At 43.4% G+C, this 19,835-nt stretch carries 20 protein-coding genes; 11 read left to right on the top strand and 9 right to left on the bottom strand.

The genetic code is table 11. The features are described from left to right. Positions 1-130 precede the first annotated feature (130 nt). Complete coding sequence (locus CWC03_RS20940) at positions 131-1,555, top strand: sodium-dependent transporter (RefSeq protein WP_138583522.1); 1,425 nt, start codon at positions 131-133, stop codon at positions 1,553-1,555. 72 nt (positions 1,556-1,627) lie between these two features. Here the strand turns inward: CWC03_RS20940 and CWC03_RS20935 are convergent, their stop codons facing one another. Continuing rightward, a complete protein-coding gene (locus tag CWC03_RS20935) occupies positions 1,628-2,269 on the bottom strand; it encodes a CPBP family intramembrane glutamic endopeptidase (protein ID WP_021032635.1) in 642 nt (213 codons plus the stop codon). Between the two features lie 90 nt (positions 2,270-2,359). Continuing rightward, the gene (locus CWC03_RS20930) at positions 2,360-2,929 is read right to left on the bottom strand and encodes an inner membrane-spanning protein YciB (RefSeq protein ID WP_138583521.1); all 570 of its coding nucleotides are present in this window, start codon (positions 2,927-2,929) and stop codon (positions 2,360-2,362) included. A gap of 122 nt (positions 2,930-3,051) precedes the next feature. On the opposite strand from CWC03_RS20930, the gene CWC03_RS20925 reads away from it, so the two are divergent. Then, positions 3,052-3,324 carry an HU family DNA-binding protein gene (locus CWC03_RS20925; protein WP_138583520.1) on the top strand — a complete coding sequence of 91 codons (273 nt, stop codon included), beginning with the start codon at positions 3,052-3,054 and terminating at the stop codon, positions 3,322-3,324. A gap of 42 nt (positions 3,325-3,366) precedes the next feature. Here CWC03_RS20925 and trpA read toward each other — a convergent pair whose 3' ends face one another. The 6 genes from trpA to CWC03_RS20895 are packed head-to-tail and all read right to left on the bottom strand — an operon-like array spanning position 3,367 to position 9,884. Further along, positions 3,367-4,173, bottom strand: a complete 807-nt coding sequence (gene trpA / locus CWC03_RS20920) for a tryptophan synthase subunit alpha (protein WP_138583519.1) — start codon at positions 4,171-4,173, stop codon at positions 3,367-3,369. Further along, positions 4,170-5,354 carry a tryptophan synthase subunit beta gene (trpB, locus tag CWC03_RS20915; protein WP_017219145.1) on the bottom strand — a complete coding sequence of 395 codons (1,185 nt, stop codon included), beginning with the start codon at positions 5,352-5,354 and terminating at the stop codon, positions 4,170-4,172. Before trpB ends, trpA begins: the two co-directional genes overlap by 4 nt. Positions 5,355-5,361: 7 nt before the next feature. Beyond that, on the bottom strand, positions 5,362-6,726 hold the full coding sequence (gene trpCF / locus CWC03_RS20910; protein ID WP_138583518.1) for a bifunctional indole-3-glycerol-phosphate synthase TrpC/phosphoribosylanthranilate isomerase TrpF: 1,365 nt from the start codon (positions 6,724-6,726) through the stop codon (positions 5,362-5,364). Continuing rightward, positions 6,719-7,723, bottom strand: a complete 1,005-nt coding sequence (gene trpD / locus CWC03_RS20905; RefSeq protein ID WP_138583517.1) for an anthranilate phosphoribosyltransferase — start codon at positions 7,721-7,723, stop codon at positions 6,719-6,721. The genes trpCF and trpD overlap by 8 nt, the downstream gene beginning before the upstream one ends. A gap of 9 nt (positions 7,724-7,732) precedes the next feature. Next, complete coding sequence (locus tag CWC03_RS20900) at positions 7,733-8,314, bottom strand: aminodeoxychorismate/anthranilate synthase component II (RefSeq protein ID WP_138583516.1); 582 nt, start codon at positions 8,312-8,314, stop codon at positions 7,733-7,735. Next, positions 8,307-9,884 (bottom strand): anthranilate synthase component 1, encoded by a 1,578-nt coding sequence (locus CWC03_RS20895; protein ID WP_138583515.1) that lies wholly within the window; start codon positions 9,882-9,884, stop codon positions 8,307-8,309. Before CWC03_RS20895 ends, CWC03_RS20900 begins: the two co-directional genes overlap by 8 nt. Before the next feature lie 436 nt (positions 9,885-10,320). Between CWC03_RS20895 and rnm the strand changes: the two genes are divergently transcribed. The 6 genes from rnm to CWC03_RS20865 all read left to right on the top strand — a co-directional run bounded on the left by rnm (position 10,321) and on the right by CWC03_RS20865 (position 14,565). Then, positions 10,321-11,166: an RNase RNM gene (gene rnm, locus CWC03_RS20890; protein ID WP_138583514.1), complete on the top strand. Its 846-nt coding sequence runs from the start codon at positions 10,321-10,323 to the stop codon at positions 11,164-11,166. A gap of 4 nt (positions 11,167-11,170) precedes the next feature. Then, complete coding sequence (locus tag CWC03_RS20885) at positions 11,171-11,791, top strand: L-threonylcarbamoyladenylate synthase (RefSeq protein WP_138583513.1); 621 nt, start codon at positions 11,171-11,173, stop codon at positions 11,789-11,791. An 11-nt stretch (positions 11,792-11,802) separates the two neighbouring features. Continuing rightward, positions 11,803-12,597 (top strand): segregation and condensation protein A, encoded by a 795-nt coding sequence (locus tag CWC03_RS20880; RefSeq protein ID WP_138583512.1) that lies wholly within the window; start codon positions 11,803-11,805, stop codon positions 12,595-12,597. A 53-nt stretch (positions 12,598-12,650) separates the two neighbouring features. After that, positions 12,651-13,238 (top strand): SMC-Scp complex subunit ScpB, encoded by a 588-nt coding sequence (gene scpB, locus CWC03_RS20875; RefSeq protein ID WP_045989651.1) that lies wholly within the window; start codon positions 12,651-12,653, stop codon positions 13,236-13,238. Then, complete coding sequence (rluB, locus tag CWC03_RS20870; RefSeq protein WP_128726396.1) at positions 13,235-14,095, top strand: 23S rRNA pseudouridine(2605) synthase RluB; 861 nt, start codon at positions 13,235-13,237, stop codon at positions 14,093-14,095. The genes scpB and rluB overlap by 4 nt, the downstream gene beginning before the upstream one ends. A gap of 65 nt (positions 14,096-14,160) precedes the next feature. Next, a complete protein-coding gene (locus CWC03_RS20865; RefSeq protein WP_138583511.1) occupies positions 14,161-14,565 on the top strand; it encodes a GFA family protein in 405 nt (134 codons plus the stop codon). A 53-nt stretch (positions 14,566-14,618) separates the two neighbouring features. Here the strand turns inward: CWC03_RS20865 and CWC03_RS20860 are convergent, their stop codons facing one another. Then, positions 14,619-15,362 carry a YciK family oxidoreductase gene (locus tag CWC03_RS20860; protein ID WP_010604961.1) on the bottom strand — a complete coding sequence of 248 codons (744 nt, stop codon included), beginning with the start codon at positions 15,360-15,362 and terminating at the stop codon, positions 14,619-14,621. Positions 15,363-15,558: 196 nt separating this feature from the next. Here CWC03_RS20860 and CWC03_RS20855 point away from each other — a divergent pair, with 196 nt between their 5' ends. The 3 genes from CWC03_RS20855 to CWC03_RS20845 all read left to right on the top strand — a co-directional run bounded on the left by CWC03_RS20855 (position 15,559) and on the right by CWC03_RS20845 (position 19,530). Continuing rightward, on the top strand, positions 15,559-17,988 hold the full coding sequence (locus tag CWC03_RS20855) for a VolA/Pla-1 family phospholipase (RefSeq protein WP_138583510.1): 2,430 nt from the start codon (positions 15,559-15,561) through the stop codon (positions 17,986-17,988). Between the two features lie 102 nt (positions 17,989-18,090). Further along, the gene (sohB, locus tag CWC03_RS20850) at positions 18,091-19,110 is read left to right on the top strand and encodes a protease SohB (RefSeq protein ID WP_138583509.1); all 1,020 of its coding nucleotides are present in this window, start codon (positions 18,091-18,093) and stop codon (positions 19,108-19,110) included. 111 nt (positions 19,111-19,221) lie between these two features. Beyond that, on the top strand, positions 19,222-19,530 hold the full coding sequence (locus tag CWC03_RS20845) for a hypothetical protein (protein ID WP_138583508.1): 309 nt from the start codon (positions 19,222-19,224) through the stop codon (positions 19,528-19,530). The last annotated feature ends 305 nt before the right edge of the window (positions 19,531-19,835 follow it).

The following is a 19,835-nucleotide window of genomic DNA, read 5'->3' as shown; positions in this document are numbered from 1 at the left end:
AACGCCCTCAGTGCAAAAGTAAATGTACACAGAGTTTTTCAGTGATTAGACATTTAAACTTGAAAAACACTCAGCTTGACTGGTAGAGTCCTTCGGATATTTGTAGAAAATAATAATAAGGTTGATTGCAATGAGTGCAAACCGTGAGCATTTTAGCTCCCGATTAGGGTTTATCCTTGCCGCTGCGGGTTCTGCTGTTGGTATTGGTAACTTAGTCGGCTTTCCTGTTTCCGCCGCAAAAAATGGTGGTGGGGCATTTTTACTAATCTATGCACTATTTGTAGTGTTTATCTGTTTACCTGTCATGATGGCAGAAATGGCAATGGGTAGGAAAGCCCAAAAAGATCCGTTTGGCGCATATAAACTGTTATCTAATCATGATAAAAAGTGGTCAATAGCTGGATTCTTGGCTGTACTCACGCCGTTTATGATTGCCGTCTTCTATATGGTTATTACCGTTTGGATCTTTGGCTTTTTGGCGCAAACAGCCCTAGGTAATTTAGATGTACTCGCCTCTCCGAAGTACTTTGGTACTTTTATCAACGATACCAATGTTTTCATCTATATGTTGATTGTGGGCGTTATCGTTAACCTTATCTTGGTTGGCGGTGTAAAAGAAGGGATCGAAAAAGCGGCTAAGTTACTCATGCCGGCGTTATTTGTCATGTTGATTGGCCTTGTCGCATACGTGCTAACCCTTGACAACGCGATGGCAGGTGTACGCTATTACATCGTTCCCAATTTCGAAAAGATGAATGCAAGTGTACTAAATGGAGCACTATCACAGGCGTTCTTTTCACTGTCTTTAGGTATGGGTATATTGATCACTTATGCTTCCTATATTTCTAAGAAAGACGACATCGTCGGTAGCTCTAAAATGGTCGCTGTTACAGATTCATTAGTGGCATTCATTGCAGGTCTGATGGTACTTCCAGCTATCTTCAGTTTTAATCCGAATACAGATCCAAGTAAGTTATCGGACTCTTCAGTATCTATGATTTTCGATTACTTACCTAAATTGTTATTGGCGTTACAAGATGATATTGGTTACGTCGGTGCCTCAATTGTTGCAGGTACTTTCTTTTTACTGGTTTTCTTTGCCGCGATAACGTCGCTAGTGTCAATTATCGAGGTGCCTACCGCGACCTTGATGGAAGAAAAATGTATTTCACGTAAAAAGGCATTGATTATCTTAGCGTTGACCACAGGTATTTTAACTGTGTTATCTACAATGTCTTTTGGTATGGTGGATTGGCTTACAAGTTTTGTAAGTTATGGCGATGCTCAGAAGAGCTTCTTTGACCTAATCTATGACGTGTTTTACGACACTATTTTACCCTTGAATGGTTTGCTGTTGTGTCTATTCGTTACTTATCGCTGGAAAAAATCTGGCTTGAATGAAGAACTTGCGCAAGGTTCAGAGGGGTACGTCGGCAGCTTTACTGAGAAATATATTAATTTCTCCCTATCTACGTTCATCCCAGTGATCCTGCTGGCTATTTTCATTAATACTGTTGCAACCAAGTATTTTGCATTCAGTATCTTTGGCTTCTAGTAGCAGGGCATTGATGTTGGGCACGATGACATCGGCGTATTATTGCGCCGATGCTCATATTCTATTAAGCCACTAAAATTTTACGCCCGAATCTAAGTACTGCCCAATTCCTATTGTAAACATCCACAGTCCCCACAGGCTATGCTCCAACACACACACGGCAAGAGAGCGGCTGTGTGCATAAGTATAAGAAAATAATAGCCCTCCAACAAAAGATAACGCCACGGCTATCCAGTTGTCATAGACGCAGTGAGCAAGCGCAAACACCAATGCACTTAGCAAAACTCTGTTGTTTTTATTTGGTAAAATCCTTTTATAGCGATGAAAGAAGTAGCTCCTAAAAATTAACTCTTGTGGTAAGACGGAAAGAATGGGGTAAGCAATTAATAATAATAACCAGTCGCTGGGTGAATTGAGCGGCAGGGAAAACCAATTTCCTTGACTAACTAAACCATAGAGCATGGCGGAAAACATTGCACCTGCGAAAAACGTGGTAAATAAACGTTTTTTGACGGACGAAAATTCTCCCAAACTGGTTAACCTAAAGCGTTTGAAATGGGGATCGGTTAGTAGTAAATGGGTACAGACTGCCATTAAAATGATCAGTGCTGGAAACAGCCAATTGTTGAGGTGATCACGAAATTGATAAGCGACAATGGGCAGGACAAAGAATACAAATACGAGTTCACACCACCGGTATTGGCTTGCGTTCAAGGCTGGTTCCCCAAAATATTTGGCGGCTACAAGCCGCTATAGTTAGCTCTTACTCGTTAACTATAGCAGCTGCAGATGAACCTTGAATGGTTACTCTTCAGGTAAATATTTTTGAATTTTAAACATGGTAAAGAGGAGTGCAATAAAGGTGATCCCAATTAAACCAAAGACTTTAAAGTTCACCCAAAAGTCAAGAGAGAAGTGGTACGCAACGTAAAGGTTTAGGCCTGCGATGAAGAAAAGTAATATTGCCCAAAATAGATTTAATTGGTCACAGTCTTTGGCTGGTAAATCAATATCAATCTCGCTTTTTTCCTTCTCAGCAACTGACTTTAACACGCCTTCGAGTGCGCCTTTTACCAAGTTTTTATTAAACAAATACCTAGATATGAGTAATGCTGCACCTAAAATGGCATAAATAATAGTGGCTTTCCATTTAATAAATTGCTCATCATGGAAGAAAATAGTCATCCCACCAAGGATCAGCGCAATCGCTAGGAATATCCAATGACGCTTTGCGACTTCGCGCTTAGTGATGTATTGGTGTGCGACCTGTATAAGAGAGGCGATGATTAGTACACCCGTTGCCCAAAAAATATCGACAAACTTATAAACCGCAAAAAATAAGATGAGCGGTAAGTACTCAATTAAAAATGACATTTTTTATCCTAACAAAGTTGGTTGTAAGGGTTTTACCAAGATACGACGAGAACATCAACATTGACTTTCTTTGATGAAACCCATAGCCTGCTGCGCTCATTCTATGGTTCAGAGGTATTTGCATGAATAAGAGCGATTTAGTTACAAAAATGGCGGAAATTAGTGGGTTAACAAAAAAAGATTCACAGGCGGTGTTAAATGTCATTTTACAGGCCACTAAAAAGCGCTTGTCAGAAGGTGATCAGATGCAAATTAATGGACTTGGCACATTCGCGTTAAGTTATCATCCCCCAAAGCAGGGACGCAACCCACAAACAGGTGAGACCATCACCATTGAGGGACAAAACAAGGTATCGTTTAAGCCTGCTAAAGCCTTAAAAGATAACTTGCGTTAATTTTAAGAAAAGCCAGTGTTTAACACTGGCTTAGAAGTATTGTCACTTTTGTGTTGCAGCTTTCATTCGCTCAACAAAGGTTTTTAGCTCAAAGCACATGGTGCTAGGGTCATCCAAATGTTTTTCGATGATTTTCACCACCGCTGAGCCACTAATTGCACCTGCTGCACCTGATTTAATTGCATGCTTTACATGCTCAGGGTCAGAAATACCAAATCCTAACAGTGACGGCGCAGCATGATACTCGATAAGTTTGGTGATCATCTCTGTTGCCGGCATTTGTGCCGTTGTTTCTGTGCCAGTAACGCCTGCGCGCGAAAGTAAATAAGTATAGCCACGACCCCGGGTGGCGCATTCTCGTAACGTATCATCGCAGGCATTCGGTGTGGCAATGAAAATTGGCGCGATGTCATTTGCCATTGCAGTGAGCCTAAACGGTTTGGCTTCGTGCAGTGGCACATCAGCAACTAAGATAGAATCCACACCCGCAGTTTTGGCGTCTTGATAAAACTGCTCAATACCACGAGCAAAAATCAAGTTTGAGTAAAGCAACAAACCAATTGGGATATCACTGTTGTAGCGACGAATTTCAGCGATGATCTCAAGACAGTCTTGTGTATTAACATCTTGCTTTAATGCTCGGATGTTAGCCGCTTGGATAACAGGGCCATCGGCGATGGGATCGGAAAACGGAATACCGAGCTCCAATGCATCAGCACCACCGTCAATCAGGCTTTTGATGATCTCAATACTGAGAGCCTTATTGGGATCGCCAATCGTCACGAAAGGAACAAATGCACCTTGGTTTTTTTCATTTAAGTGCGCGAACATCGCGTCATAACGTCTCATAGTTCACCTCGCTCAGATAGTACTTGGTGGACGTGAGCTAAGTCTTTGTCTCCGCGACCACTTAAGTTAACAACAATCACCGTTTCTTCGGTTTGCGCTTCTGCATATTTTAGTGCGTATGCCAGAGCATGGCTTGACTCTAAGGCTGGAATAATACCTTCGTGTTTAGCTAGCGCTTGAAAGGCATTTAATGCTTCAGTGTCGGTAATACCAACATATTGTGCGCGGCCTGTTTCATGAAGGTAGGCGTGTTGTGGACCAACAGCTGGGTAGTCAAGACCTGCTGACACAGAGTAAGATTCTTCAATTTGGCCATCTTTATTCTGCATGATATAGGTATAGGCGCCGTGCAAGATGCCTTTACTTCCTTTACATAGTGCCGCGCCGTGCTCATCGGTATCTAGGCCTTTACCAGCCGGTTCCACCCCGATTAACTTAACGTCTTTTTCGTCAATAAAATCGGCGAACATACCAATAGCATTTGAACCGCCGCCCACACAAGCGATAACCGCATCAGGCAAACGACCTTCCGCTTTTAGTACTTGTTGTTTTGCCTCTTCACCAATCATTTTTTGGAACTCACGGACAATCGTCGGGAACGGGTGAGGACCTGCAGCCGTGCCGAGTAAATAATGTGCCGTTTTGTAGTTTGCAGACCAGTCACGTAATGCTTCATTTACCGCGTCTTTTAATGTGCCTGAGCCAGCGGTAACTGGGATAACTTCCGCACCCATCAAACGCATTCTAAATACGTTTGGTTGCTGACGCTCAACATCTTTAGCCCCCATGTATACTCGGCACTTTAAGCCGAGTAAGGAGCAGGCTAGGGCGGTTGCAACACCATGTTGTCCAGCGCCGGTTTCAGCAATGACTTCTTTTTTACCCATACGTTTGGTTAAGAGCGCTTGACCTAACACTTGGTTGGTCTTGTGTGCACCACCGTGAAGTAAATCTTCACGCTTTAAGTACAGTTTGACCTTAGGGTTTTTAACTAAGTTGCGTGTCTTGGTCAGTGGTGTTGGGCGACCCGCAAATTCATTCAAAAGTTGATAAAACTCCTGTTGAAATTCTGGGTCTTTTTGTGATTTATAAAATTCCTGTTCTAACTGCTTTAACGCAGGTACGAGTAACTCGGGCACAAACATGCCTCCGAAGTCACCAAAATAAGCTGAATTACTCATGTCCACCTCAATATTTTCGAATTTGTGTAAACGCGTTTGCGATTTTTTGAGCGCATTTTTTACCAGGCGATTGCTCAACGCCTGAATTTAGGTCAAAACCATCGGCACCTATATTGACGGCACCGTGAATGTTGTCGGGGTTTAGGCCGCCAGCCAACATATAATTGCTTGAACTACGATTTAATAGCTGCCAATCAAACACTTGTCCCGTGCCACCAAATGCAGTGTCGGTTTTGGTATCGTACAATTGCTTGTCTACGCCAGCGAAGGGGCTTGGCAGTGCTGTGTCCACCCCCTGTGCTTTCCAAATTTGACAGGTAACAGGTAGTTGTTTTCGCAGGGTATCGATGTACAGCTCATCTTCATTGCCATGTAATTGCACTGCACTAAGCTTTAAAATTTGCGCATACTCTGCAACTTGCTCAAGCGGTGCGTTAACGAACACACCAACGTACTTGAGCGGCGCACTATCAGCGACGGCCTTCGCACAATCAATGTCGACATAGCGAGGAGACTTTGGATAAAAGATAAGGCCACCGTACACCGCGCCCGCTTCATAAGCGGCTTGCGCATCTTGGCTTCGAGTAAGACCACACACTTTGTTTTCGCCCAAAATCAAGCGTCTGCAAGCAAGTTCTAAATCTTGCTCTGCCATCAATGAGCTACCAACCAAAAAGCCATCACAAATTGGTGACAAACGTTTCACATCACGGTGTGTGTAGATACCAGACTCTGAAATCACTACTTTGTCTTCGGGGATTAACTTTCTTAGTTTCTCTGTAGTTGCTAAATCCGTTGATAAATCTCTGAGATCACGATTGTTAATACCGATAAGCTCAGCATCTAACGCAAGCGCTCTTGTCACTTCTTCTTCGTTGCTTACTTCCGTTAAAATCGACATATTAAGAGATTTGGCCACGTTCGCTAGTGCCACATATTCTTCGTCATTTAATACAGACAACATCAAAAGAATGGCATCGCCACCGTGTAGACGGGCGAGGTAAACTTGGTATTCATCAATAAAGAAGTCTTTACAGATCAGAGGCTGATCAACCAGCTTTCTCACCGTGGCAAGGTATTCATAACTGCCTTGAAAGTATTTTTCGTCGGTTAGCACACTAATACATGTCGCGTACTTACGATAAACACTGGTAATTTCAGTCAAATCAAAATGTGAGCGAATAAGGCCTTTTGAAGGTGACGCCTTTTTGCACTCTAAAATAAATTGTGTCCCAGCTTGCGCCAACGCAGCGGTGAAGTTAAGCGTGGTGGGGGTTACTTCGTCGATAAAGTCACTTAACGGACGCTGCGCTTTACGCGCTTTTAATTCTTCGACTTTATCGGCAACAATTTTTTCTAATACATTAGCCATTACTCACCTCTACAATGTTAGCCAAGGTTGTCATGGCTTTCTTGCTTGCAAGCACTTCGCGTACTTGTTGGCTTGCGGTTTTAAAATTTGACGCCTTATCGGTTAATACCAGCAAAGCTGCAACGTTTGCAATGATCGCTGCATTGTGTGCAGCTTCGCCTTCACCATTTAAAATCGCAAGGCTCGCTTTCGCGTTATATTCTGGCGTATCACCAGCAATAGATTCAAGTGAATAGTTTTCTAGTCCAAAATCGCTTGGGGTAACGGTGTATTGTGTCACTTCACCATGCTTTACTTCTGCGACTAGCGTTTCGCCGTGTAGGGCAATTTCATCTGTGCCACTACCGTGAACTACCATCGCTCGTTTCGTACCTAAGCGGTTTAACGTTTCAGCCATGGGTAAAACAAGGGCAGGGTCGTAAACGCCGAGTAATTGCACCTCAGGCTTGGCTGGGTTTGCCAATGGCCCGAGAATATTAAATATCGTGCGCGTTTTTAGTTGTGTGCGAACTGGCATAGCATGTTTTACACCTGCGTGGTAATGCGGTGCAAACAAAAAGGTAAAGCCGGTCTCTGCTAAGCACTTTTCTGCAAGTGCGGGAGTCATATCAATGTTGATCCCAAGTGCTTTTAGTAAATCCGCGGAACCTGATTTACTGCTTACGCTGCGATTACCGTGTTTGACCATATTAATGCCACATGCTGCGGCAACAATGGCGGCGGTGGTACTCACGTTGATGGTATTTGTGCCATCGCCACCCGTACCACAGCTGTCTGCTGCGAGTAGATCTTGCTTGTCAAATGCGGTGGCATGATCACGCATAGCCTGAGCTGCTCCGGCTATTTCCGCCGCTGTTTCACCTTTAAACTTTAGCGCAAGCAGCGCTGCCGTAAGTTCGATGTCACTCAGTTGTCCAGCCATAATATCGCTAAACAAGGATTTGGCGGCGTCGAACGATAAATCTTGTTGCTGTAATAGAGGTTGTAACTTTTCCATCGTGATCTCCTAAGCGCTAAGGTACGCGATACTTTGTTGTAATAGCTGAGCGCCATTGGGGGTCAATATTGATTCTGGGTGAAATTGATAGCCAATCACTTTGTGTTCACTGTGATAGATAGCCATCGGAATGGCCTGATATCTCGCGATCACTTGCAGTGCTGGTGGTACGCTTGTTGCCATTAGAGAGTGATAACGCGCCACGGGGAATTGTGTTCCAAGTCCGGCAAATACCGGATGCTCATCCGCTTCAATAATAGAAGATTTACCATGTACCGTCTCACCTGCTTTGCCAACTTCACCACCATAACTCTGAGTTAGGGCTTGTTGACCGAGGCAAATTCCAAGCATGGGGAATTTACCTTTACATAGCTCAATTAACGCGAGCAAACAGCCTGATTCCGATGGCGCGCCAGGTCCAGGTGATAAAACTAAGATCACAGGATCAACCTCTGCACACATTTTATTGAAAATGGTTTCGGCAGAGATATTGTTACGATAAACGACCAAGTCGAGTCCTAGCAGGCTAAGCTCATCCACAAGGTTATAACTGAAAGAATCAAAATTATCTAAAAAGTATACCTTAGTCATGGTTTGCTCCTTCATACGTGGACTGTACTGCTTTAATCACTGCCATGGCTTTAGCTTTGGTTTCATTTGCTTCACTTTGTGGATTTGAATCAAACACGACACCTGCACCCGCTTGCACGTAAGCAACGTTATCTTTTACAAACGCGGAGCGAATGACGATGCAGCTGTCCATCGCGCCATTACCCATCAAATAACCTACCGCGCCGCCGTAACTACCACGACGCTGCTTTTCTGTATGGCGAACAAGTTCTGCGGCTTTAACTTTTGGTGCGCCGACGAGAGTGCCCATATTCATACAAGCCTGATAAGCGTGGAGGGCATCTAAATCCGGCTTTAATTGGCCTACGACGCGCGATACTAAATGCATGACTTGTGAGTAGCGGTCCACTTTCAATAATTCTTTTGCGTGTCGAGTACCTGCAATACTGATCCGTGCGACATCGTTACGGGCAAGGTCAACCAACATAAGGTGCTCAGCACGCTCTTTTTGATCGTTGCGCAGCTCAAGTTCAATGCGGCTATCTAAATCTGGATTGATACTGCCATCAGCAAACTTACCTCGTGGTCTCGTCCCCGCGATGGGATAGACCTCAACTTGGTTACTCTGTTCACAATATTTGAGTGCCGACTCTGGAGATGCGCCAAATAACACAAAGCGCTCATCCTTCATATAAAACATGTAAGGACTGGGGTTTTGTAGTTTAAGCTGTTTATAGGCGGCGAGTGAGTTGTGGCAAGGAAGTGAAAAAGTGCGAGAGGGAACGACTTGGAAAATGTCACCGTTGATAATGTTGGTTTTCAACTTTTCAACGTGTTGACAATATTCGTCGTCACTCACATTGACTTTGACGTCTGCGCCGCCACTTTGTGGCTCAAACTGAAATTCAGTGATTTGGTCACATTGACTGTTTAGCTCTTCTAGTTGTTTGCCTACTTCAAAACAATTTGCGTGAACCTCAGGGCCATTGAAAACATTACCAATGAGCTCAGTAGCTCGTGCTTGATGATCGATCACAACTAAGGTTTCAGCCAGATAGAAAACATAGTCAGGACAGTCGTTGTCTCCATCTGGTACTTCAGGAAGTTGCTCAAAGTTTGCCACCATATCATAGGCGAATACTCCACCTAAAAAGACGGAAAACGGCGTATCTGAGTTACGTTTAATTTCATTGATACAGGTTCTGAGCGCACTAAAGGCGTTATCCGCTTTTAGTTTTGTATGCTCATCAATGTCACTTTCCAATGCGTTGTACGTGAGCGTCAAAGTATTATCATTGAGGATCACGTCACAATTTGTGACCTTTTGCGCAAGGTACGGTAGCAACTGAGCACCATTGTTAGACAAGGCTTTGGCAATGACTTGGGCACCATTACATTCGAATCGAATCGCACTATCCACAAGCACGATACTTTTCACATTGTCTTTAGACTCTATTTCTGCTGATTCGAGCAGTAACGAGTTTGTTTTGTTTAAACCTGCGTATAAAGACAGTGGGCTGGCAATATAATCGCGCCTTTGTCTTATGCTGGTGACCTCACCTGGTGTGGTCGTTATATGACTAAAAATCAAACCTCATTCCTCTTAATTTCTAGATATTCTGTTTAGAAAATAAAAAACCCCCGAAAGCTGAGCTCTGCGGGGGTTATTGTTCAGACACAACAATACCGTCCCGCTAGGGCATCCACCACCACCAAATTGTGTTTACTGTGATATTGTTGTTCATAAAAGCCTCTAAAAAGTATAAAAAAACCCGCGACATTGCGCGGGTTGATAAATCGTAGATATAACGAAACACACCCGCTTAGTTCGAGTGCCACCACCAAATGTTTTTTTGAATTTGTTTGTTCATTTGTGAATATTTCGTTGTTTAATCTAAATTAGCTACAGTAAACCCTATTCTTGCTACAAGTGTCAAGGGCAAATATCAGAAAATAACCTAAGGTCGTATCAGTTAACTTGTGATATAATCAAAACGTTGATAATTCATAGAGATAGTTAATACATTTTGATTAAATATGACCTCCACAGCCATACTACTTTTTCCGATGGCCGCTTAGCTGTTGATGAATTGCTTGAGCGAGCAACGGAAAAAGGCGTTGATATTCTTGCAATTACCGATCATGACACGATAGATGCGATCCAGCCTGCCCGTGACTACATTAGCCAAAATAATCTCACGTTAGAACTTATTAATGGCGTTGAAATTTCCACGAAATGGGAAAGCTTTGAGATCCATATCGTTGGATTAAATTTTGACCCTGAGCATGAAGCATTAACAAGGTTGCTGCACGAACAGCAGCAAAAGCGAGAAGCCAGAGCAAAAGAGATCGGCGAGCGATTATCCAAAAAGGGCTATGAGCATGTCTACGAAGATGCCCTTGCACTTGCCCAAACTGCGCAGATCACCAGAGCGCATTTTGCTCAAGTGCTGGTTGAGCGAGGTGTGGCTAAAAATGTACAAAGCGTTTTCAATAAATTTTTAGCACGTGGCAAGACTGGGTATGTGCCAAGTCAATGGTGCGATATACACACGGCGGTTGCTGCTATTCATGCCGCGGGTGGAGTAAGTGTATTGGCACACCCTGCTCGATATAAGATGTCGAATAAGTGGCTAAGAAAGTTAATTGCTGAATTTAAAGCGGTTGGGGGAGCTGCAATGGAAGTTGCACAGCCGCAGCAAGCGCCTACTGAGCGCCAATTTTTGGGGCGACTAAGTCAAGAGTTTGAATTGTTAGCAAGCCAAGGGTCAGATTTCCACTTCCCAATGCCTTGGGTCGACCTTGGTCGTAACTTGTATTTACCTAAAGATTGTCAAGGAGTTTGGCGTCATTGGGGAGGCAAAGAGGAATAAGCTTATGAGTCAATTTTTTCATATTCACCCAGATAACCCGCAAGCGCGTTTAATTCGCCAAGCGGCTGATATTATTGAGCAAGGTGGCGTGGTGGTGTTTCCAACCGACTCCGGCTATGCTATTGGTTGCAACCTCGGTAATAAGCAAGCTAAGGAGCGGATAGAGCGGATCCGCGGCATCGAAAAACACCATAACTTCACTCTTTTATGCCGTGATCTGTCGGAGCTTTCGACCTATGCCCGTGTCGATAATCAAATGTTTAGGATGATTAAAAATAATACGCCCGGTCCGTACACGTTTATTTTTAAAGGGACGAAAGAAGTTCCTCGTCGTTTGCTCAATGAGAAGAAAAAAACCATCGGGATCCGTGTGACTGATAATCCAATTACTTGCGCGTTGTTGGAAGCGCTGGGTGAACCTTTGATGTCATGCTCTTTGATTTTGCCAGGAGAGCAGTTTACTGAGTCTGACCCCGATGATATCCGCATGCGTCTTGAGAAGCACGTAGAATTAATAATTCATGGTGGCTATTTAATCGAGCAAGCAACCACCGTTATTGATATGTCCGAAGACACCATTGAAATTTTGCGTCGTGGCTGTGGCGATACGTCGCCTTTTGAATAACGCATGTTGAGATGACAGAAGCACTCCAACAGAAATTACCGCTGGCCTTTTTACACGGTGAAGCGGTAATTGAAAAGCCGGAAGATCTTTATATTCCCCCCGAAGCCCTCGAAGTTATCTTAGAGACCTTTGAAGGCCCGTTGGACTTACTGCTTTATCTTATTAAAAGACATAAATTAGACATTCTAGAATTACCGATTTTTAGTATTACTCAGCAGTATGTTCAGTACGTTGAAATGATGAAGGACATGCAGCTCGAACTTGCGGGTGAATACTTAGTGATGGCAGCTTTGCTGGCACAAATAAAATCAAGAATGCTACTACCAAAACACGAAGAGTTAGAGGAAGAGGAAGATCCCAGAGCTGAGCTGGTGAGACGCTTGCAGGAATACGAGCAATTTAAGCAAGCCGCTGAAAACTTAGATGAGATCCCTCGTGTTGAGCGTGATATCTTTGTCGCTCATGCGTTGGTAGACAGTAGTACCGACTCTGAGCCAGAATTCCCAGACATTGAACTGAGGGAATTAATTTTGGCGCTGTCGGAAGTGATGGCCCGAGCCAAGACTTTTGAGCACCACCAAATATCCGCAGAAGCACTTTCGACTCGAGAGCGTATGAGCTTTATATTGCAATTGCTACGAGAACAGAATAAGCCGGTAGAATTTGCGCGATTTTTTACTTTTGACGAAGGGCGCAGTGGAGTGGTGGTTACTTTTATTGCCATGCTCGAACTCATTAAGGAGCAATTGGTTGACTATATTCAGTCAGCAACTGCAGCGTCGATTTACCTGCATTTAAAAGGCTAGGGGATGACAGCAGCCTCTGCTATACTCCGCATTTTTATCTTCAAGCATAAAATATGAAAAGACGCGTTAGCGACGAACAACTGGTTGAATTGGTTGAAGCAGCGATTTTCGTTTCAGATAAGCCGTTATCTAAAAAGCGCTTAAAAGAAACCGTGCTGGAAGATATCAGCGTGTCATCACTGCGTATTGATCAGGCACTGGAAACACTGGTAAATCATTATCAAACTCGCGGTGTAAGGCTGGTTGAGGTTGGTACTGGATACCGTTTTCAAGCTTGCCCGAGCTTGAGCCCTTGGCTAAGTAAACTGTGGCAGGAAAAAGCACCAAAATACTCACGTGCTACACTTGAGACTTTGGCATTGATTGCTTACCGACAACCAATCACTCGAGGCGAAATAGAGCAAGTGCGCGGGGTCACCGTGAGTTCTAATATTATCAAAAGCTTGATAGATCGCGAGTGGATAAAAGTGGTGGGTTACAAAGAGGTACCGGGTAAGCCTGCATTGTATGCAACGACAAAACAATTTTTAGATTACTTCTCATTATCTGGTCTTGGGGAATTACCTCGATTACCTGAACAACATAATGAGAAAATAGAACAGTTATTAAACGATCCTTCTGTGAGAGAACCATCTGAATGAGTGAAAAACTACAAAAAGTATTGGCAAGAGCTGGCGTTGGCTCAAGACGCGAAATGGAAAAGTATATTGAGTCTAACCGCGTAAGTGTAGATGGAAAAGTTGCCAAGCTAGGAGACCGAGTAGAAGAGACTTCGGTGATCCGTGTAGATGGACATATTGTTAAAATAGAACAGCAAGAAGAGCGCATCTGTCGCGTACTTATGTACCATAAGCCTGAAGGTGAGCTATGTACTCGTCGCGACCCTCAAGGTCGTCGCACTGTATTCGATAGGCTACCTAAGTTAGATGGTGACCGTTGGATAGCAATTGGGCGATTAGATATCAATACATCAGGCCTATTGCTTTTTACCAATGATGGTGAGCTAGCTAATCGCTTGATGCATCCAAAATACGAAGTCGAACGTGAATATTCTGCTCGGGTATTTGGTGAAGTAACAAATCAAACTTTGCGTACATTAACCAAAGGCGTTGAGCTAGAAGATGGTCCTGCAAAATTTCTTAAGATTAAGCCACTTGGTGGTGAAGGTCTGAATAAGTGGTTCAACGTAACACTGACGGAAGGGCGTAATCGTGAAGTCAGGCGTCTTTGGCAGTCACAAGGTGTTGAAGTGTCGCGCTTGATCCGTATCCGTTATGGTAAATTAGAGCTTAACAAGCGTTTGCCACAAGGTGGATGGGAAGAATTAAAATTAGAAGATGTTAACTACTTACGCAAATCGGTGAGTATGAGAGCCGAGCAGCAAACTAAGTTGTCGGTCATGCCAGAAAAGCGTAAAGACAAGCGCGCGAAAATTAATAAGATCCGCAAAGCAGTGAAAAAGCATAATCAAAGGGTCAAAACCCCGAGAAGAAAGTAATTTAAGCTTTTCTAAAACACCACACCAGCCTAGCTGGTGTTTTTGTATTTGATAAGGAAATTCAAATGAAAGAGACGTTTGCTGGTAGTTGTCTGTGTGGTCAGGTTAAATATCTTGTAGAGGGCAACGCGCAGGGCTTTTATCTATGTCATTGTGAGTATTGTCAAAAAGACACAGGTTCCGCACATGCTGCGAATCTATTTTTTCAAAATGCAGTGCTAACTTGGCTTGCGGGCGAAAAGTTAATAACCCGCTTTACTTTACCGAATACTAAGCACGTTAAAGCCTTTTGTGCTCGTTGTGGCTCTGCATTACCAAACCAGCAGCCTGTCGGTTTAGTGGTACCTGCCGGTAGCTTAGATGATGCGCCGAGTCTTACGCCAACTGCACACCTATTTATCGCGAGTAAAGCGAAGTGGGATGAAAAATTAGAGCAGGTGCAGGCATTTGAAACCTTGCCGAGAGATTAACTTAGGTAATATAGAAGGCTGCAATTATGGATTTGCAGCCTTTAAAACACTAGTTAGTAGGTTTGGGCATCTAAAGATTGGCCATTAACCCCGATTGAGTCATCAGACATCAAGTACAGGTATGTAGGCATTAATTCTTCAGGTGTTTTTAGTTTATCTTTATCTTCACCTGGGAATGCTGATGCACGCATACTTGTTCTTGTCGCACCAGGATTAATGCAGTTGATGCGAATATTGGTTTTACCCACTTCTTCGGCCCAAGTTTGCATCATACCTTCGGTTGCGAACTTAGAAATTGCATACGCTCCCCAAAACTCACGACCTTTACGTCCTACACCCGATGAAGTAAAGACGATAGAAGCGTTAGGTGCTTTTCTCATTACTGGGAATAGCGATTTAGTGATCACCGCTTGGGCTGTTACGTTTACCTTCATTATGTTTTCGAAGGTTGAAACGCAAAAGTGTTCCATTGGACCTAAAGAGCCTAAAATAGACGCATTATTTAGCAAGCCGTCAAGCTTACCAAATTGCTGCTCGATAGTGGCAGCCAAGTCTCGGAAGTGTTGTTTGGTTGCACCACGTAAATCTAAAGGTACAATTGCAGGCTGTGGGTAACCGGCGTTAACAATTTCATCATAAACGGCTTCTAGTTTACTGGTGGTTTTGCCCAATAAAATAACCGTTGCACCATATTTGGCGTAATTAATCGCCGCAACACGGCCGATGCCGTCGCCAGCACCTGTTACTAATATCGTTTTATTCGCAAGTGCGTTTTCAGGAGCTTGATAAGTCTGCATTCTGGACTCCAATTAAGATGTTTGGGTCATTTTATCACAATGCAGTAGCAAGTTAGCGAATTTATTGTAAATATGGCTGGCGAAATAACAAAGTTTGAGTTAAGTTTAACTGGTCTAATGTCTTATTAAAAATGCAATTACATAGATTTAACGAGAATTATCACAATAATAATAAGATTATGTCGGAGCCTATAAAATGAAAAAAATGCTACTCTCACTCGCAGTATCAGCAGCACTCGCTGGCTGTGGAGGCGGTGAAACGTTAGAAGATGTAAAAAATGATACTACGCCCGTTTCTCCAACGATTTCTATTAAATTTGATCCATCAGGCGGTGTGATCTCAGTTCCAAACGATATCCTTTTATCCGGCACTCAAGACGGAACCCTAAACTTACCTGACGAAATGTTAGGAATGAAAGATGGTGAAGGTAACCCTCTGGTAACGCGTGCAAGCTATGCAAACCCAAGTATTGTGATTGGCGCCTTAGATGGTTGGTCGACACAAATGCCTTACGTTATCGACATGACGACACCGAATGGGTTGACATTAGATGCGCAAAGCGTCATGACTCCGGGCTCTGTACGAATTTTTGAAGTTGCAATGGGTGGACCATTACAAACTGACGAAGACTGTGCTCAGGTGCCTTCAGGTATCGCTTGTAAGCCAATTGCTGAATTACAATTTGGCCCTGATGGTGATTTCGTTACAATGGCTAATAGCACAGGTAACGGTTTAGTTATTATCCCAGTTAAACCATTCAAACCTGAAACTACGTATATTACTGTTTTGACCAAAGGTCTTAAAGACTCAAAAGGTCAAAGTGTAGATGCTTCTTCGACTTACACGTTGTTGCGCCAAGACGCGCCATTGGTAACTGATGCTCAGAAATCGCTACAGGCTGTGATTCGTAGCTATGAAGGGGCGGTAACTGCAGCGGGTTCGGTGAGTAAAGAAGAGATTATATATACTGCAGCAATGACGACACAGTCGACAGGTCACGCATTGGCGGCGACTAAGCAATTGTTAGCCGCTAAACTACAGGGCGGTGCTAACCCTGTTGTCGCTGTACCTGCACAACCGGCGATCACTGTTGCAGATGCCCTTGTAGGAAAAGTGCCTGATGCTATTTTACCTGCTTTTAGAAGCGTGCGTTTATTGCAAGGTCAAATACAACTACCTCAGTACTTATCACAACCAAAAAATAAAGATATCTCTGCGCTAGCTGATACCTATTGGCAAGCACGCTGCGACAGCGCGGTAGCTGTCGCTGGATATGCGGCGCAAGCTGGTGGTTTACCAGAGCCAACAGAACCAAATGATATCGCCTGTAATACACTTTCGGGTGGAAAGCTGAGAGATTTAGGTTTAGATGGTACTAAGTTCTTGACCAAGTACAATCCAATTCCTAAAGAGCAGTGGCTTGCTAATGTTCCTGTGCAAATCACAATGCCTGCGGATGAGTCTCAGCGCCCTGAAGGCGGCTGGCCTATTGTTATCTTGCAACATGGTATCACGAGTAAAAAAGAAGACATGCTTGGCTTGACGTTGTCATTAACACAAGCAGGATTTGCCACAGTTGCGATCGATCACCCAATGCACGGTGCTCGCGGTTTAGATATTGATGGTGATGGCACTGATGATTTTAATGCCTCGACAGGTAGCGTGTTGTCCTACATGAACCTAACATCGTTGTTAGTTGCGCGTGATAACTTAAAGCAATCAGCTGCAGATTTAATGGGGTTACGTTTAGGCTTAAACTTTATTAATCAAGCATCTGGTGGCCAAGTTAACTTCAATACCCAGCAAGTTAGTTACCTAGGTCACTCACTTGGTTCAGTTGTAGGCCCAAGCTTCCTCGCTCAAACCAATGCGCCATTAAATCCAGCAATTGATGGCTTCTTTAAAGTTGAGTCAGCAGCACTTGCAAGTGGTGGTTCGGGCATTGCTAACTTCTTGATTGAGTCAAAATCATTTGGTCCGTTTGTACAAGGCTCCGTGTTGAGTTCTGCAGGTAATCTCGCATCGCAAGCGTTTAATGCCTATCTGCAAGAAGGCGCAGTTGCTGACTGTGGTACGTTTGCTGCGGATCAAAGCAAATATGTTTCTTGTGCATATGGAACGTTTAGAGCGAATTTAGAAGCGGCTGGAGACACCGCGACATTAGCACTGATTGATGGTACGGTGACGCAATTCGGTTTTGCAGCACAAACCGCATTAGATAGTGCAGATCCACTAAACTATGCAGCTTCCGTGAAAGCGCTACAAACGCCAGTATATATGAGTGTTGTTACGGGTGGTGTTGATGGTAATGCAGCTGACTTGGTTATTCCTCCAACGACAGAGCGTAGCTTCTTGTCAGGTAGCTTACCACTTGCTGGTTTCATGGGCTTAATGCCAGCAAGTGAAACGCAAATGAGTCAAGACGGAACACCTGGAAGTTATGTAGTGAAGTTCTCTCAGGGCCATCACAGTTCAATCTTAACGACGGGTTTTGATGAAAAAGCCGGTGGCACAGCAGCAGGACACGCAGCGGCGTCAATCGAAATGCAAACGCAAGTTGCAAGCTTCTTGAAGTCAAAGGGTTTGGTTTTACAAGTATCTAACCCGGATGTTGTTGCAAACTAAGACATTTTTCGAGACTATAAAAGGCCGCAGCTAGCGGCCTTTTTTATGTCCATTTTATATTGAAAAAATGGTCCCCTTTATGAGCTAAATGAGGAGAACGACTTGGCATTTTTGTTTGAATATGGGTTATTTCTAGCCAAGACAGTAACCATTATCTTTGGTATCGCAGTAGTCATTATTTTGATGGTGGGAGCAAGCTCAAAACCAAAATCGAAAAAGGGCGAAATTGAAGTTACCGATTTAAGCGACAGTCTGGCGCAGTCCAAAGAACAGTTTTTAGAACAAACCTTAGATAAAAAGGCGTTAAAGGCACGAAATAAAGCACAGTCTAAGGAGCAAAAAAGCAAAGGTGAAAACAAGGAAGACACCAAGAATGTATTCTATATCGAATTCAACGGTAGTATGGATGCTCATGAAGTCTCAGATCTACGCGAAGAGATAAATGCCATTCTTATGATCGCTGACAAGGCCACGGATCAAGTCATTGTCTCAGTTGAAAGTGGCGGTGGTGTCGTACACGGTTATGGGCTTGGTGCATCGCAACTTTCGCGCATCAAGCAAGCGGGTATTCCACTGACGGTCTGTGTGGACAAGGTTGCTGCAAGTGGCGGATATATGATGGCCTGTGTCGCAGATAAGATTATCGCAGCACCATTTGCAATTATTGGTTCAATCGGCGTAATTGCGCAGATCCCCAACTTTAATCGTTTATTAAAAAAGAATAACGTTGATTTTGAAATGGTAACCGCTGGTGAGTATAAGCGTACACTCACCCTGTTTGGTGAGAATACGGATAAAGGAAGAGAAAAGTTCAAAGAGGAGATTGAAGAAACACATGGTCTGTTCAAACACTTTGTCTCTGATAATCGTACCGAGCTTGATATTGAGAAAGTAGCGACTGGAGAACATTGGTTTGGCACACAAGCCCTAGAGCTAAAACTAGTCGATGAAATCTCAACCAGTGACGATTTACTCATGTCCCTAAATGAAAGTCACCAACTTTATAAGGTGGCTTATAAGACTAAAAAAGGCGTTGCTGAGAAGTTTGGACTTCAGTTAGGGCTCGCCATTGAACGTTTCTCCGTTAAAGCGTTAACAAAACTAAATCAATCTAAATATTAGTGATTGTTGTTCAGTTTATATCAATAAGCTTTATTTCAAACTATTAACAATACTTTATAGACGGCATTGTGTTTACAAAGCACATGATGCCGCGCTAAAAGAGAGGTTGTTATGAATAAAGTCATTGTACTTTCTCTACTTACCTTTAGTCTGACTTTAGGTTTAAATCAGGCGAATGCTAAACCGGAGAAGTTACCACCGGGCCTTGAGAAAAAGTTGAAGCAGGGCAAGCCACTTCCACCGGGTTGGCAAAAAAAGCTCCAAGTTGGAGAACGCTTAGATCCAGATATCTACGACCATGGCAAAGTGATTTATCGCGACAGAGAGCGGGATTTGGTAACGATAAGCGTTGAAGGCAGGGTCATCAGGGTACTTGAAAACACCTTAGAAATTGTCGAAATTCTCAAAGGGATGAGATAATCTGAATTAGTTCAGACAGGGCTTGCAGGTGGGAAAATAAGAAAATAAGCGACACCCATCACTATTGATATTCAAGCTGGGGAAGTGAAGTAAAAAAGCATGTAAACACTCCAATAATTTTGGTCAAAAACGTTTAGTTATAGACCAATTTTTAGCGCCCAAGCGTATCTCTACATCAAAACCGAGTTATCGCGCATGACAAAGCGCTGTAAATACAACAGTTATTGATTTTCGAATTGATAGTGTTCGTTTTACTAAGCCAGCAAGCGCTCGCAGTTTGTTAGGTTTGTCCGTCGTCGTTTTTG

This window comes from Pseudoalteromonas sp. S2755 (genome assembly GCF_005886535.1).
Taxonomy (GTDB): domain Bacteria; phylum Pseudomonadota; class Gammaproteobacteria; order Enterobacterales; family Alteromonadaceae; genus Pseudoalteromonas.
This window is presented reverse-complemented; position numbering and strand designations above follow the sequence as displayed.

Bases quoted from the DNA above. Each gene is read 5' to 3' on its own strand.
- CWC03_RS20940 (WP_138583522.1), top strand. From the start codon at position 131: ATGAGTGCAAACCGTGAGCATTTTAGCTCCCGATTAGGGTTTATCCTT.
- CWC03_RS20930 (WP_138583521.1), bottom strand. From the start codon at position 2,929: ATGTCATTTTTAATTGAGTACTTACCGCTCATCTTATTTTTTGCGGTT.
- CWC03_RS20925 (WP_138583520.1), top strand. From the start codon at position 3,052: ATGAATAAGAGCGATTTAGTTACAAAAATGGCGGAAATTAGTGGGTTA.
- trpA (WP_138583519.1), bottom strand. From the start codon at position 4,173: ATGAGACGTTATGACGCGATGTTCGCGCACTTAAATGAAAAAAACCAA.
- trpB (WP_017219145.1), bottom strand. From the start codon at position 5,354: ATGAGTAATTCAGCTTATTTTGGTGACTTCGGAGGCATGTTTGTGCCC.
- trpCF (WP_138583518.1), bottom strand. From the start codon at position 6,726: ATGGCTAATGTATTAGAAAAAATTGTTGCCGATAAAGTCGAAGAATTA.
- trpD (WP_138583517.1), bottom strand. From the start codon at position 7,723: ATGGAAAAGTTACAACCTCTATTACAGCAACAAGATTTATCGTTCGAC.
- CWC03_RS20900 (WP_138583516.1), bottom strand. From the start codon at position 8,314: ATGACTAAGGTATACTTTTTAGATAATTTTGATTCTTTCAGTTATAAC.
- CWC03_RS20885 (WP_138583513.1), top strand. From the start codon at position 11,171: ATGAGTCAATTTTTTCATATTCACCCAGATAACCCGCAAGCGCGTTTA.
- CWC03_RS20880 (WP_138583512.1), top strand. From the start codon at position 11,803: ATGACAGAAGCACTCCAACAGAAATTACCGCTGGCCTTTTTACACGGT.
- scpB (WP_045989651.1), top strand. From the start codon at position 12,651: ATGAAAAGACGCGTTAGCGACGAACAACTGGTTGAATTGGTTGAAGCA.
- rluB (WP_128726396.1), top strand. From the start codon at position 13,235: ATGAGTGAAAAACTACAAAAAGTATTGGCAAGAGCTGGCGTTGGCTCA.
- CWC03_RS20865 (WP_138583511.1), top strand. From the start codon at position 14,161: ATGAAAGAGACGTTTGCTGGTAGTTGTCTGTGTGGTCAGGTTAAATAT.
- CWC03_RS20860 (WP_010604961.1), bottom strand. From the start codon at position 15,362: ATGCAGACTTATCAAGCTCCTGAAAACGCACTTGCGAATAAAACGATA.
- CWC03_RS20855 (WP_138583510.1), top strand. From the start codon at position 15,559: ATGAAAAAAATGCTACTCTCACTCGCAGTATCAGCAGCACTCGCTGGC.
- CWC03_RS20845 (WP_138583508.1), top strand. From the start codon at position 19,222: ATGAATAAAGTCATTGTACTTTCTCTACTTACCTTTAGTCTGACTTTA.